The sequence below is a fragment of the Pseudomonas fungipugnans genome, assembly GCF_029955235.1.
GTDB classification, from domain to species: domain Bacteria; phylum Pseudomonadota; class Gammaproteobacteria; order Pseudomonadales; family Pseudomonadaceae; genus Aquipseudomonas; species Aquipseudomonas fungipugnans.
The window spans coordinates 1,568,445-1,584,955 of record NZ_JARBWL010000001.1 but is presented as its reverse complement, the minus strand read 5'-3'; the positions used below and the strand labels follow the sequence as shown (position 1 = coordinate 1,584,955).

1 protein-coding gene is annotated in these 16,511 nt (G+C 63.8%); it reads left to right on the top strand.

What is annotated here, in order from left to right; all coding sequences use genetic code 11:
• Nucleotides 1-375 precede the first annotated feature (375 nt).
• Nucleotides 376-16,428, top strand: coding sequence for a non-ribosomal peptide synthetase (locus POF45_RS06245; RefSeq protein WP_282315345.1), 16,053 nt, complete (start codon nt 376-378; stop codon nt 16,426-16,428).
• Nucleotides 16,429-16,511 lie beyond the last annotated feature (83 nt).

Below are 16,511 nucleotides of genomic sequence, written 5' to 3'. Positions count from 1 at the left end.
CGGTTCTGACGCGAACGCTTCTTTTTTGGATCACGAAAAGTATCGATGTATGGGTGTATCTGTCTGATAAAAAAGAGTTTTATCAAGAACTGCACAGTCGCGTTGGGAACGATTCGCTTCGGCGACATGTAGTTAATGTCCTACAAGCTTTTCAGCATTTCTTTTGTGAACGTCCCCAAAACACCTGCAATGGGTGTCCGGGTTTCAGGTGACATACAGGCGCCGGGGCCGATGCTTAAATCCGCGCAATCTTTGTCATTGCCTGTGGTTAAAGGCTCGCTTCGCCCCAGCGCGGATCGGCCAACCGGGGGTAAATCCCCGCGCAACAAATAAACCCGGCAGCCCCAACTGAACACCTCACATGAGACGGATCTTATGACGCATTTTTCTGCCGACGCTGCGGGCGCCGTTGTCGCCGACGATCACCTCGCCGACACGCATGCCCAGACGTTCCCGCTGACCGCTGCCCAGCGTGATATCTGGCTGGATCAACTGCGGGCGGGCGATTCACCGCTGTACAACATAGGCGGCTACGTTGAACTCAGTGGGCGTATCGATGCCGGTTTGATTCAGCGGGCCGTGGAATGTCTGGTGGAAAAGCACGATGCATTGCGCACCCGCCTGGTGCCCGGCGCGGGGGCTGATGGCTTGCCGTTGCAACGCTTTGCCCGGCGGATACCGGTGCAGGTGCCGCTGTATGACTTCGCGGATCGACCCGACCCGCAGGCCGCCGCGCAAGCCTTGATGCAACAGCAGATGGCGCTGCCTTACACGCTGGAGCATGGCCCGTTGTTCCGGTTTTTCCTGGTGCGCCTGAGTAATCGCCATCACCTGCTGGGGACCCAGGCTCATCACCTGATTCTGGACGGCTGGGGTTTCGGTCAGATGCTGCAATCGCTGGGCGGCATCTACAGCGCGCTGGAGCGAGGCGTGCAGGTGGAGATGTCGGCGCCGTCCTATGTCGACTTCATTCGTGACGATGCCCGCTACCACGGCTCGGACCGGCATACCCGCGATCAGGCGTACTGGCTGGACAAATACCGCACGTTGCCTGAACCGCTGCTGGTGCCGCGTCATCGCAATCAACAGGTTCAAAGCAGCAATACACTGGTTCTGCCGTTTCCGACGGCGTTGCACGAATGCATGAAGCGTCTGGCGCGAACCTGCCAGGCCTCGGCGTTCCATGTGTTGCTGGCGGCGATGCAGGTGTATTTCAGCCGTACCGCGCAGCGTGACGAATGTGTGTTCGGGCTGCCGATCCTTAATCGCTCCAATGCCCGCTTCAAATCCACGCTGGGGTTGTTTACCCAGGTCAGCGCGGTGCGTTTCGATTTTGCCGGCGAGCTGTCTTTCGGCGAATTGATCCGCGCTATTCGCGACGTGCTCAAGCAGGATTTTCGCCATCAACGCCTGCCCCTGAGCGAGATGAATCGCGCCTTGGGCCTGCTGCGCGAGGATCGTTCGCAGCTGTTTGACCTGTCGGTGTCCTATGAGCAGGACGACCATGACTATCGCTATGGCGAAGCCATGGCCCATGCGGTCAAAGTCTCGAACCGTCACGAGCCGACGCCGCTGGCCGTTCACCTGCGATCCAATGCCTACAACGACAAGGCCTGGGTGCATTACGTCTACAACGAGGCGTATTTCGAGCGCGCCGAGGTCGAGGCGCTGGCGGGTCGTCTGATCCATGTGCTGGAGCAGGGGCTGAGTAACCTGACCTTGCCGATTGGCCAGTTCTCGTTGATGCCTGCCGATGAAGCGGTGCAGACGCAGCAATGGAATGACACTGACGTCGAGTACCCGCCGAACTTGACCCTCCATCAGTGCATCGAGGTGCAAACGGCCGAGTACCCGGACGCCGTGGCGCTGATCGCGGGCGAACAGCAACTGACCCGTCGCGAACTCAACGAACGTGCCAACCAGTTGGCCCATCACTTGCGCGAACAGGGCGTGGGACCGGATTCACGGGTGGCGATCTGCGTCGAACGCGGGCTGGACATGGTGGTCGGCCTGCTGGCGATCCTCAAGGCGGGCGGCGCCTACGTGCCGCTCGACCCCGCCTATCCACTGGACCGGCTGGCCTACATGCTGGCGGACAGTGCCCCGGCGGTCGCGCTGGTGCAGGGTTCGACGCGCGGTTTGCTCGGTGAGGTGGCTGTGCCGGTGATCGATCTGGATCAGCCGGTGTGGCGGGATCAGCCGCTTGGCAATCCGCACATTCCCGAGCTGACGCCGCAGCACCTGGCGTACGTGATCTACACCTCGGGCTCCACCGGCCAGCCCAAAGGCGTGATGAATGAACATGGCGCCGTGATCAACCGCTTGCTGTGGATGCAGGACGCATACAACCTGACCCCAGGCGACGCGGTGTTGCAGAAAACCCCGTTCAGTTTCGACGTCTCGGTGTGGGAATTCTTCTGGCCGTTGATGACCGGCGCACGGCTGGTGATGGCGCGTCCTGAAGGCCATAAGGACCCGGCTTACCTGAGCGAAGTGATCAAGGCCGAACACATCACTACCTTGCACTTCGTGCCGTCGATGCTGGACGTGTTCCTGGCCCACGCTGACATGAACCAGTGCATGTCCGTGACACGGGTCATGTGCAGTGGCGAAGCCTTGCCGGGCAGTGTGGTGCGACGTTTCAAAGTCCAGATGCCGGGCAGCGAACTGCATAACCTGTACGGCCCGACCGAAGCGGCGGTGGACGTCACCGCGTGGAGTTGCGCAGGCCCTGTGGAGCAAACGCCGGACAACACGCCCATCGGCAAACCGATCGCCAACACCCGTATGTACCTGCTCGACGGGCAAATGCGGCCCGTGCCTACCGGCGTGGTTGGCGAGTTGTACATCGGCGGCGTGCAGGTGGCGCGGGGTTATCTGCACCGCCCGGAACTGACCGCCGAGCGCTTTTTGCAAGACCCGTTCAGCGATGACCCGACGGCGCGCATGTACCGCACCGGCGACGTTGCCCGCTATCGCACCGACGGCAATATCGAGTACCTGGGACGTAACGACGATCAGGTGAAAATCCGTGGTTTGCGCATTGAACTCGGCGAAATCCAGGCGCGGTTGACGCAATACCCCGGCATCAACGAAGCCGTGGTCGTGGCCCGCGAAGACGTGCCCGGCGACAAGCGTCTGATCGCCTACTACACCGGCGACGCGCAAGGCATCGAAGCCCTGCGCGAGCATCTGCGGCACCACCTGCCGGAGTACATGGTCCCGGCCGTGCTGATGCACCTCGATGCCTTGCCCCTGAGCCCGAACGGCAAACTCGATCGCAAGGCCTTGCCGGTGCCGGATCAGGCCTCGTTGCCGAACCGCGAATACGCAGCGCCACAAGGCGAGGTCGAAGAAACGCTGGCGCAGATATGGGCTGAGGTGCTCAAGGTTGAGCGAGTAGGGCGCCACGACAACTTTTTCGAACTGGGCGGCCATTCGTTGCTGGCGGTCAGCCTGATTGCGCGGATGCGTGTGGCCGGCATGGTGGCGGATGTGCGAGGGCTGTTCGCCCGGCCAACCCTCTCGGCGCAAGCGGCTGCGGTGGGTGGCGATGCTGATGAATTCGAGGTGCCGGTCAATCGTATCGCGCCGAACTGCGCGCAGATCACCCCCACCATGCTGCCGCTGGCAACACTCACCCAGCAAGATATCGATACCCTCGTCGCCAGCGTCCCCGGTGGCGTGGCCAATGTGCAGGACATTTACGGCCTGACCCCGTTGCAGGCGGGCATTCTCTATCATCATCTGGCGGCAGACGTGGGCGATCCCTATCTGACGCAGGCGCAATTTGCCTTCGCCAGTCTCGACCACTTGCATGCCTTTACCCAGGCCTTGCAGAGCGTGATCGAACGTCATGACGTGTTCAGGAGTTCGTTCCATTGGGAAGGGCTCAGCGAGCCGGTGCAAGTGGTCTGGCGCCAGGCCTCACTGGTGCCTGAAACGGTCGAACTGGATAACAATGACGTTGATGCACTGAGCCAGTTGCAAGGCCGTTTTGATTCGTGTCGTTATCGCCTGGACATCACCCGGGCGCCGTTGCTGCGCCTGGTCCATGCCCGGGATGCGGTGAATCATCGGGTGGTGGCGCTGTTGCTGTTCCATCACCTGATCATGGATCACCTGGCTTTGGAAGTGATGCAGCAGGACATGCAGGCCTGCCTGCTCGGTCATGGGGAGCGTCTGGACGAACCGGTGCCGTACCGCAACTATGTGGCCCAGACACGACTGGATGCCCGTGAACAGGAGCACGAGGCCTTTTTCCGCGCGATGTTGCAAGACATCGAAGAGCCGACCTTGCCGTTCGGTCTGGCGGTGACGCAGGTGGGCGCCAGTGATGTCGATGAGGCCCGGCTGGTGGTCGATGATGCCTTGAGCCTGCGTTTGCGCACTCAGGCTCGGCAACGGGGTGTCAGCGCCGCCAGCCTGATGCACCTGGCGTGGGCGCAGGTATTGGCCGGCGTTTCAGGACAGGACAGCGTGGTGTTTGGCACCGTGTTGCTGGGTCGGATGCAGGGTGGCGAAGTCGCCGAGCGCGGCATGGGGGTGTTCATCAACACCTTGCCGTTGCGCGTCGAACTCGGCGAGCAGACGGTGAACAGCGCCGTGGCGGCGACCCATGCCCGCCTGACCCAATTGCTCAGTCACGAGCACGCGTCACTGGCGCTGGCGCAACGTTGCAGCGGCCTGCCGGGCAATACGCCGCTGTTCAGCGTGCTGTTCAACTATCGCCACAGCGCGCCGTCGGCCATGGCTGACGACACCACGATGGCGTGGCACGGCATGCAATTGCTGGACGCCGTGGAGCGTACCCACTATCCGCTGAACCTCAATGTCGATGACCTCGGCGAGGGCTTCGTGCTCACGGCCATGAGCGTGGCCGGGATCGACGCGCAGCGAATCTGCAACTACATGGACACCGCCCTGCAATCGCTGGTTACGGCGCTGGAGCAGACGCCTCAACTGCCGCTGAACCGCTTGCCGATTCTCACCGTTGAGGAGCGCGAGCATCTGCTGTTCGACCTCAACGCCACAGACGTTGATTACCCGCTGCAGCAAACCATTCATGGCCTGTTCGAAGACCAGGTGTCGTGCACGCCGCAGGCGTTGGCGGTGCTGGCCGGCGATGAACGCCTGACGTATCGCGAACTCAATGAGCGCTCAAACCAGTTGGCCCATCACTTGCGCGAACAGGGCGTGGGGCCGGACTCACGGGTGGCGATCTGTGTCGAGCGCGGGCTGGACATGGTGGTCGGCCTGCTGGCGATTCTCAAGGCGGGCGGCGCCTACGTGCCGCTGGACCCGACTTATCCGCTGGACCGGCTGGCTTACATGCTGGCGGACAGCGCGCCGGCGGCGGTGCTGGTGCAGGGTTCGACGCGCGGTTTGCTCGGTGAGGTGGCTGTGCCGGTGATCGATCTGGATCAGCCGGTGTGGCGGGATCAGCCGCTTGGCAATCCGCACATTCCCGAGCTGACGCCGCAGCACCTGGTCTACGTGATCTACACCTCCGGTTCCACCGGCCAGCCCAAAGGCGTGATGAACGAACACCATGCGGTGATCAATCGCCTGCTGTGGATGCAGGACGCATACAACCTGACCTCAAACGACGCGGTATTGCAGAAAACCCCGTTCAGTTTCGACGTCTCGGTGTGGGAATTCTTCTGGCCGTTGATGATCGGTGCACGGCTGGTGATGGCGCGTCCTGAAGGGCATAAGGACCCGGCTTACCTGAGCGAAGTGATCAAGGCCGAACACATCACCACGCTGCACTTCGTGCCGTCGATGCTGGACGTGTTCCTGGCCCACGGCGACGTTGCTGCCTGTGCCGGATTGAAGAACGTGATGTGCAGCGGCGAGGCGCTGCCGGGCAGTCTGGTTCGGCGTTTCAAAAGCCAACTGCCGGGCAGCGCACTGCATAACTTGTACGGCCCGACCGAAGCCGCGGTGGACGTTACCGCGTGGCATTGCGCAGGCCCTGGGGAGCAGGCCCCGGACAACACCCCCATCGGCAAACCGATTGCCAACACCCGCCTGTACCTGCTCGACGGGCAGATGCAGCCGGTGCCGATGGGCGTGATCGGTGAGTTGTACATCGGCGGCGTGCAAGTGGCGCGGGGTTATCTGCACCGCCCGGAATTGACCGCCGAGCGCTTCCTCAAGGACCCGTTCAGCGATGACCCGACGGCGCGCATGTACCGCACCGGTGACGTTGCCCGCTATCGCACCGACGGCAATATCGAGTACCTGGGACGTAACGACGATCAGGTGAAAATCCGTGGTTTGCGCATTGAACTCGGCGAAATCCAGGCGCGGTTGACCCAGTACCAGGGTGTTCAGGAAGCGGTGGTGCTGGCCCGCGAAGACGTGCCCGGCGACAAGCGTCTGATCGCGTACTGCACCGGCCAGGCGCACAGCACCGAAGCGTTGCGCAGCCACCTGCTGCAACACCTGCCGGAGTACATGGTGCCGGCCGTATTCGTGCACCTCGACGCCTTGCCCCTGAGCCCCAACGGCAAGCTCGACCGCAAGGCGCTCCCGGCACCGGGTCTGGATTCGTTGAGCAGGCGCGAGTACGAGGCTCCGGTGGGCGACAGCGAAATCACCTTGGCGCGGCTCTGGGCCGAGTTGCTGAAGGTCGAGCGAGTCGGTCGCCACGACAACTTCTTCGAACTGGGCGGCCATTCGTTGCTGGCGGTCAGCCTGATTGCGCGGATGCGTGGCGCCGGCATGGCGGCGGACGTGCGCTCGCTGCTCGCTCGGCCAACCCTGTCGGCACAGGCCGCTGCACTCGGTGGCGCTGGCGGTGAAATCGAGGTGCCGCAAAACCGGATCGCGCCGACCAGTACCCAGATCACCCCTGGCATGCTGCCGCTGGCGACGCTCACTCAGCAAGACATCGACAGCATCGTTGCCAACGTCCCCGGTGGCGTGGCCAACGTGCAGGACATCTATGGCCTGGCCCCCTTGCAGGCGGGCATCCTCTATCACCATCTGGCGGCGGACCGTGGCGACCCTTATTTGATGCAGGCGCAGTTTGCCTTCACCGGTCCTGACCGTCTGCGGGCTTTTGCCCAGGCCTTGCAGAGCGTGATCGAGCGCCATGACGTGCTCCGCACGTCGGTCCATTGGCAGGGGCTCAGCGAGCCGGTGCAGGTGGTCTGGCGCCAGGCCTCGCTGGTGTCTGAAACGGTCGAGCTGGACAGTGACATGGATGCCTTGAGCCAGTTGCAAAGCCGTTTCGATGCAAGCCGCTATCGCCTGGACATCACCCGCGCGCCCTTGCTGCGCCTGGTTCATGCCTGGGATGCGGTCAACCATCGGGTGGTGGCGCTGTTGCTGTTCCATCACCTGGCCATGGATCACCTGGCCCTGGAGGTATTGCAGCAGGACATGCAGGCCTGCCTGCTCGGTCATCGGGAACGCTTGGGCGAACCGGTGCCGTACCGCAACTATGTGGCCCAGACGCGCCTGGGCATCAGTGAGCAGGAGCACGAGGCGTTTTTCCGCCAGATGCTGCAAGACGTCGAAGAACTCACCTTGCCGTTCGGTCTGGCGGCGGCGCAGGTTGACGCCCGTGATGTCGATGAGGCCCGGCTGGCGGTCGATGACGCCTTGAGCCTGCGTTTGCGCACTCAGGCCCGGCAACGGGGTGTCAGCGCCGCCAGCCTGATGCACCTGGCGTGGGCGCAGGTATTGGCCGGCGTTTCGGGACAGGACAGCGTAGTGTTTGGCACCGTGTTGCTCGGTCGGATGCAGGGCGGCGAAGGCGCCGAACGCGGCATGGGGGTGTTCATCAACACCTTGCCGTTGCGCATTGAGCTCGGCGAGCAAACGGTGAACAGCGCCGTGGCGGCGACCCATGCCCGCCTGACCCAGTTGCTCAGCCACGAACACGCGTCACTGGCGCTGGCACAACGTTGCAGCGGCCTGCCGGGCAATACGCCGCTGTTCAGTGTGCTGTTCAACTATCGCCACAGTGCGCCTTCGGCCATGGCCGACGACACCACGACGGCGTGGCAGGGCATGCAATTGCTCAACGCCGTGGAGCGCACCAATTACCTGTTGACCGTCAGTGTCGACGATCTGGGCGAGGGCTTTGCCTTCACCGCGTTGGCGGCGTCCGGCATTGACGCGTTGGCGGTCTGCGGCTACCTGCACACGGCACTGGAGCATCTGCTGCAGGCGCTGGAGCACACGCCTGAGAAGACGCTCAACCGCTTGCCGATTCTGTCTGGCGCCGAACAGGCGCACCTGCTGAACACCTTCAACGACACGACCATTGACTACCCGCAAGGCCTGACCCTGCACCAGCGCGTCGAAGCCCGCGCCGCTGCACATCCGGACACCGTGGCAGCGCTGCAACAGGGGCAGTCGCTGACCTATGCCGAGCTCAATCGTGGCGCCAACCAGCTGGCCCGGCACCTGCGCGAGTTGGGTGTACAGCCCGATGACCGGGTCGCCATCGTCGCCCGTCGCGGTCTGCACACCCTGACCGGTTTGCTGGCGATCCTGAAAGCCGGCGCCTGTTATGTGCCGATTGATCCGACGCATCCCGCCGAGCGTCTGAATTATCTACTCGGCGATTGCACGCCGGTGGCGGTGCTGACGCAGCAGGCCTTGCTCGAAACCTTGCCGGCTGTGGGCGTGCCGCTGATCAATCTCGATCTGCCGACATGGCTGGCGCAGGCCGACACCGATCTGCAAGTGCCGGGCCTGAGCGCCTCGAACCTGGCCTATGTGATCTACACCTCGGGTTCCACCGGCCTGCCCAAAGGCGTGATGGTGGAACATCAGACCCTGTCCAACCTGGTGGACTGGCACTGCGAAGACTTTGACCTGCGCCACGGTCGCCACACCTCCAGCGTTGCCGGGTTCGGTTTCGACGCCATGGCCTGGGAAGTCTGGCCGGCCTTATGTGCCGGTGCGACCCTGCACCTGCCACCGGCGGACGTCGGCAATGAAAAAATTGATGAACTGCTGGACTGGTGGTGCGCGCAACCGCTGGACGTCAGCTTCCTGCCGACGCCGGTGGCCGAATACGCCTTCAGCCAGAACCTTGGACACCCGACCCTGCGCACCCTGCTGATCGGCGGTGATCGCTTGCGCCAGTTCAGCCGGGCGCAAACGTTCGAGGTGATCAACAACTACGGTCCGACCGAAGCCACGGTGGTGGCGACCTCCGGCCGCGTCGAGATCGGCCAGCCGCTGCACATCGGCCAACCCATTGCCAACGCCAGGGTCTACCTGCTCGATGAACAACAACGGCCGGTGCCGATCGGCGTGGCCGGGGAGTTGTACGTCGGTGGTGCTGGCGTGGCACGGGGTTACCTGAACCGTCCAGAGATGACGGCCGAGCGTTTCCTTGAAGACCCGTTCAACCCGCAGGCGCGCATGTACCGCACGGGCGATTTCGCACGCTGGCTGGCGGACGGCACCATCGAGTACCTGGGGCGCAACGATGATCAGGTCAAGATCCGCGGCATGCGCATCGAGCTGGCGGAAATCGACACCGCGCTGGCGAACTTCAGCGGCGTGAAAGAGGCCGTGGTGCAGGTGCGGGACGGGCGGCTGGTGGCCTGGTTCACCGAACACGCGGCGCTCGACATCGCAGACCTTCGCCAGCATCTGCAAGCCCGGCTGCCGGAGTACATGGTGCCTTCGGCCTATGTTCGGCTGCACAGCCTGCCGCTGACCGCCAACGGCAAACTCGACCACAAGGCACTGCCGGCACCGGATCAGGCGGCGTTGCTGAGCCGCGAATATGAAGCGCCGCAAGGCGAGATCGAAACCGCATTGGTGCAGATCTGGGCCGAGGTGTTGCAGGTCGGGCGGGTCGGGCGTCGGGATCATTTCTTTGAATTGGGCGGCCATTCGCTGCTGGCCATGCGCATGGTGTCGCGGGTCCGCATGCAGCTTGGGGTCGAGCTGGTCTTGAGCGATCTGTTCGCCAACCCGCAACTGGCGGCCGTGGCGCAAGTACTGGCGCAAGCCGGTCGCAGCACACTGCCGCCCATTGTCGCGTTGTCGCGCGACGAGGACCTGCCACTGTCCTTCGCCCAGCAGCGCTTGTGGTTCCTGGCGCAAATGGGCGACGCCAACAGTGCCTACAACATTCCGGCAGCCCTGACGCTGCGCGGGGCTTTGAACGTCGAGGCCTTGCAACGGGCGCTGGCGCGGATCGTCGAGCGTCACGAGACGTTGCGCAGCCGTTTCGTTCAGCTCAATGCCGAGCCACAGGTGCTGGTGGTTGCTGATTTGACATTCGGCTTGGTGGTTGAGGACCTGCGTCATGAGTACGAGGCGCAAGCCGTATTGCAGTCGCGGATTGACCACGAAGCGGCGCAGCCGTTTGATCTGGAAAACGGGCCGTTGATTCGCGGCCGCCTGCTGGTCATGGCCAACGATGAGCACGTACTGCTGCTGACGATGCACCACATCGTCTCCGATGGCTGGTCGATGGGCGTGCTGACCCAGGAACTGATGGCGCTGTATCAGGCCTTTAATCAGGGCCAACCAGACCCGCTGCCAGCGCTGAGCGTGCAGTACGGCGACTTTGCGTTGTGGCAGCGGCGCTGGCTGAGCGGTGATGTGCTGCAACGCCGGACCGAGTACTGGCAGCAAGCCCTGGCCGGCGCCCCGGCCTTGTTGATGGTGCCCACTGACCGGCCACGACCGGCGCAGCAGGATTATTCGGGACACAGCATCGAGGTGCAGCTGGACCCAGCGCTGACAGCCGGACTCAAGGCCCTGAGCCAGCGTCACGGCACCACCCTCTACATGACGCTGATGGCGGCCTGGGCCCTGTTGCTGGGGCGCCTTGCCGGGGAGCAGGACGTGGTCATCGGTTCGCCGGCAGCCAACCGGCAGCGCACGGAAGTCGAAGGCTTGATCGGCCTGTTCGTCAACACCCTCGCAGTGCGCATCGACACCTCGGGCGAACTCAGCGTCGAGGCGCTGCTGGCGCGGGTCAAGGCCCAGACGCTGGCGGCGCAGGCCCATCAGGACCTGCCGTTCGAGCAGGTGGTGGAAATCACCCGTCCGGTGCGCAGCCTGTCTTACAGCCCGTTGTTCCAGGCCTCGCTGGCGTGGCAGAACCTCCAAGCCCCGGCGCTGGTGCTGGAGGGTATCCAGGTGCAAGGGCTGGCGCAGGCGAGTCATTTTGCCAAGTTCGATCTGGCGCTGAGCCTGGGTGAAGGGCCGGATGGCATTGACGGCGTGCTGGACTACGCGACGGCGTTGTTCGACGAATCGACGGTGCGGCGTTTTATCGGCTATTTCACGCGCCTGCTGCAGGCCATGGTCGCCAACGATCAGGCCGTGCTGGCGCAGGTGGATTTGCTCGACGATGCCGAGCGCGAACATCTGCTGTGCGACTTCAACGATACCGACGCCGATTACCCGCGCGAGCACACCGTGCACGGCGTGTTCGAAGCTCAGGTGCAACGCACCCCCGACGCCCTGGCGCTGGGCGAAGGCGAGCAGCGCCTGACGTACCGTGAACTCAATGATCGGGCCAACCGCCTGGCGCACCACCTGATCGGTCTGGGGGTCAAACCCGGCGACAACGTGGCGATCCTGCTGGAGCGTTCGGTGGCGCTGGTGGTCAGCCAACTGGCGATCAGCAAGTGCGCGGCGGCCTATGTGCCGCTGGACATCCATGCCCCCACCGAGCGGCAACGCTTCATGGTCGAGGACAGCGCCGCCGTGGTGCTGCTGACCGACGACAGCCGCGTGATCGACTACCCGGCACGCCGGGTCGACCTCGACAAACTGCCGCGCGAAAGACGTGCGCTGCACAACCCGGACCTGGCGCAGTCCTCCGAAACGGTGGCGTACATCATGTACACCTCGGGTTCCACCGGCACCCCGAAAGGCGTGCGGGTGCCGCACCGGGCGATCACGCGGTTGGTGATCAACAACGGTTACGCCGACTTCAACCCGCAGGACCGCGTGGCGTTTGCCTCGAACCCGGCGTTCGACGCCAGCACCATGGACGTCTGGGGTGCGTTGCTCAACGGCGCCCAGGTGCTGGTGATCGACCACGACACCTTGCTCGAACCGGCCCATTTCGGTCAGGCCCTGAGCGATTCCGGGGCGACGATCCTGTTCGTCACCACGGCACTGTTCAACCAGTACGTGCAGCTGATTCCCGACGCCCTCAAAGGCTTGCGGATTCTGCTGTGTGGCGGCGAACGGGCCGACCCGGCAGTGTTCCGCCGGCTGCTGGCGCTGGCGCCGGACTTGCGCCTGGTGCATTGCTACGGGCCGACCGAAACCACCACTTACGCCACCACGCATGAGGTCAAGTCATTGCCGGCGGACGCGGACAGCGTGCCGATTGGCGGCCCGATCTCCAACACCCGTATCTACGTGCTGGACGAGCGCCAGCAACCCGTGCCCAGCGGGGTGACGGGGGAAATCTGCATCGGCGGCGAAGGCGTTGCCAAGGGTTATCTGAACCGGCCGGAGCTGACCGCAGAAAAGTTTGTGGCCGACCCGTTCAGCGAGCGTCCCGAGGCCCTGATGTACCGCACCGGCGACCTCGGCCGATGGTCGGCGCAGGGGCTGCTGGAGTGCATCGGGCGTAATGACGATCAGGTGAAAATCCGTGGTTTCCGCATCGAACTGGGGGAAATCGAGATGCGCCTGGCGACCTGTCCGGGTGTCAACGAAGTGGTGGTGCTGGCCCGCGAAGACGTGCCGGGGGACAAGCGCCTGGTGGCGTATTACACCGCGCACGATCAGGCGCTGGACATCGCCCAACTGCGGGCTCACCTGCAAGGGCAACTGCCCGACTACATGGTGCCGTCGGCCTATGTGCAGTTGGCCTCCCTGCCGCTGACCGGCAACGGCAAAGTTGACCGCAAGGCGCTGCCGGAGCCGGATCAGGCGTCGTTGCTGAGCCGCGAATACGCAGCGCCACAGGGCGAAATCGAAGTGGCGTTGGCGCAGATCTGGGTGGACGTGCTCAAGGTCGAGCACGTGGGGCGGCACGACCACTTCTTCGAACTGGGCGGCCATTCGTTGCTGGCGGTGAGCGTGATCGAACGCATGCGCCAGGGCGGCATGAATGTCGATGTGCGCATCCTGTTCAGCCAGCCGACCCTGATGGCGCTGGCCGCCGCCGTGGGCAGCGGTCGGGAAATCGAAGTGCCGGCCAACCGCATTCCAGCGAATTGCCAACGGATCACCCCGGACCTGCTGTCACTGGTGGAGCTGGATCAGGACGCCATCGACCGCGTCGTTGCCAGCGTGCCGGGCGGGGCTGCCAATGTGCAGGATATTTACCCGTTGGCACCGTTGCAGGAGGGCATTCTTTATCACCACATCACGGCTGGGCAGGGCGATACGTACCTGCTGCAATCGCGCATGGCCTTCACCAGTCTGGAGCGGATGAACGCCTTCAGTCAGGCGCTGCAACAGGTCATCGATCGTCACGACATCCTCCGTACCTCGGTGGTATGGGAGGGCTTGCAGCAACCGCTGCAAGTGGTCTGGCGCCACGCGGAACTGACGGTGCAATCGGCGCCGGTCGACCCTGCTGCGGGCGATGTCCTGACGCAGTTGCACAGCCGTTTTGACGCTCGGCACTACCGCCTGGAACTCAATCAGGCGCCGCTGATCCGGCTGGTGTATGCGCATGATCCGGCGCAGCAGCGCATCGTTGCCGTTGTGCTGTTCCACCACATCGCACTGGACCACGTCGCGCTGGACGTGGTGCGCGCCGAAATGCAGGCCAGCCTGCTGGGGCAGCATGCGCTGTTGGGCGAAGCGATCCCTTATCGCAATTACGTGGCCCAGGCGCGACTGGGCGTCAGCGAACAGGAACACGAGGCGTTTTTCCGCGACATGCTCGCTGACATTGATGAGCCGACGTTACCGTTTGGTTTGCAGAGCGTGCAAGGCGATGGCAGCGATATCGAGGAGGTCCGCCAAGTGCTGCCGGACGCGTTGAGCCTGCGCTTGCGTGGCCGCGCGCGGGAGCTTGGGGTCAGTGCCGCGAGCCTGTTCCATCTGGCCTGGGCCCAAGTGCTGGCGGCGGCGTCCGGCCGGGAATCGGTGGTGTTCGGCACCGTATTGATGGGGCGGATGCAGGGCGGCGACGGCGCTGATCGGGCGCTGGGGGTGTTCATCAACACCTTGCCGCTGCGTGTCGATACCGGTTCGACCGGTGTTCGGGCAGGCGTCAGGGCTACCCACGCCCGCCTGACCGCGCTGCTTGCTCATGAACATGCATCGCTGTCCCTGGCACAACGTTGCAGCGGTGTCGCGGCGCCCTTGCCGTTGTTCAGCGCGATGCTCAACTATCGGCACAGTGCCGCTGAGGCCGATCTGCCAAGCGCCTGGCAGGGCATCGAAACCCTGGGCGGCGAAGAGCGCACCAACTTCCCGTTGACCCTGAGTGTCGATGATCTGGGCGAGGGCTTCATGATCAGGACGGTGACGCTTGCCCGGGTCGGTGCCCAGCGGATCTGCGAGTTCGTGCACACCGCGCTCCAGGTGCTGGTGGAGGTACTGGAACAGACACCGCAAATGCCGTTGAACCGATTGTCGATCCTGCCGGCGCAGGAGCGCAATTATCTGCTGACCGGACTCAATGCCACGGCGGTTGATTACCCGCTGGAGCAAACCATTCAGTCCGTGTTCGAAGCGCAGGTCGAGCGCACGCCGGATGCCGTGGCGCTGGTGGCGGGGGAGCAGCAACTGACCTACCGCGAACTCAATGAACGCGCCAATCAGCTGGCTCATCACCTGCGTCAACAGGGCGTGGGGCCGGATGCGCGGGTGGTGCTCTGCGTCGAACGCGGCCTGGAACTGGTGATCGGCCTGTGGGCGATTCTCAAGGCCGGCGGCGCTTATGTACCGGTGGACCCCGGTTATCCGCCAGAGCGCATCGCTTACATGTTGCAGGACTGTGGCGCGGTGGCGGTGCTGGTGCATGGCGCCACCCGAGGGCTGCTCAAGGACGTCGCCGTACCGATGATCGACTTCGACCAGAACAGCTGGCAGACCAATCCGCTCGGTAATCCACAGGTGCCGGAACTGAACGCCTCGCACATGGCGTACGTGATTTACACCTCCGGTTCCACCGGCACGCCGAAGGGGGTGATGGTCGAGCATCGTGGGCTCAACAATTTGGTGTTCTGGAGTTCGCAGCTGTGCCCGAATGCGCAACGCGGTGCTTTGTTGCAGAAGGCCCCGTTCAGTTTCGACGGCTCGGTGTGGGAGTTTTTCTGGCCGTTGACCACCGGCATGCGCCTGGTGCTGGCCCGTCCCGACGGTCATCGCGAGCCTGAGTATCTGCATCAACTGGTACGCGAACAGCAGGTCACGGTGATCAAGTTCGTGCCGGCGATGCTGGCGCAGTTCCTCGACGTGGCGGAGGTCAGCCAGTGCAGCAGCCTCACCGACATCGTCTGCGGCGGTGGTGAATTGACGGCCGAGCTGGGTCGTCGGGTCCAGCAATTGCTGCCCAAGGTGCGACTGCACAACGTCTATGGCCCGACCGAGGCCACCGTGGACAGCAGCAGCTGGACCCTGGAACCGGGTGCACCGGTGCCGGATGTCCAGTTGCCAATCGGCAAGCCGATCAGCAATACCCGGCTGTACGTGCTGGACGCCAACGACCTGCCGGTGCCGTTCGGCGTCAGCGGGCACTTGCACATCGGCGGGGTCGGCGTGGCGCGCGGTTATCTGGGGCTGCCGACACTGATGGCCGAGCGCTTTATCGCCAGCCCGTTTGTCGCTGGCGACCGCTTGTATCGCACCGGGGACCTGGTGCGTTACCTGCCGGACGGCAGCCTGCAATTCCTCGGTCGCAACGACTTCCAGGTGAAGCTGCGTGGTTTGCGTGTCGAGCTGGGTGAAATCGAAGCGCGTCTGTCGGCCTATCCGGCGCTGAAGGACGTCGCGGTGCTGATGCGCGATGAACGTCTGGTGGCGTATTTCACACTGCAGACCGCCAGCCAGGTACCCGCGATCGAGGACCTGCGGGCGTACTTGCTGCGGCTGCTGCCGGATTACATGGTGCCCTCGGCCTATGTGTCACTCGACACACTGCCGCTGAGCCCCAACGGCAAACTCGACCGCCGCGCCTTGCCGGCGCCGGGGCTGGACGCGGTGCTGAGCCGAGACTACGAAGCCCCACGGGGGCCGGTGGAAACCGCGCTGGCAGCGATCTGGACCGAGGTCCTGAAGATCGAACGGGTGGGGCGCCATGACCACTTTTTCGAACTGGGCGGGCATTCGCTGCTGGCGGTCAACCTGGTGTCGCGCATGCGTCAGGCCGGCCTGAACGCCGATGCACGAACGCTGTTCAGTGAACCGACACTGGCGGCACTGGCGGCGAAAACCGTAGGGCACGTGGAGCAGGTCGCAGTCCCCGAAACCACCATCCCGAGCCTTCAGCGCAAGCGACGGCTCTAACACGAGCGAGAACACCACAAATCCGTGTGGGAGCGAGCTTGCTCGCGATTACGGTAGATCAGCCAATACACATGTTGGATATG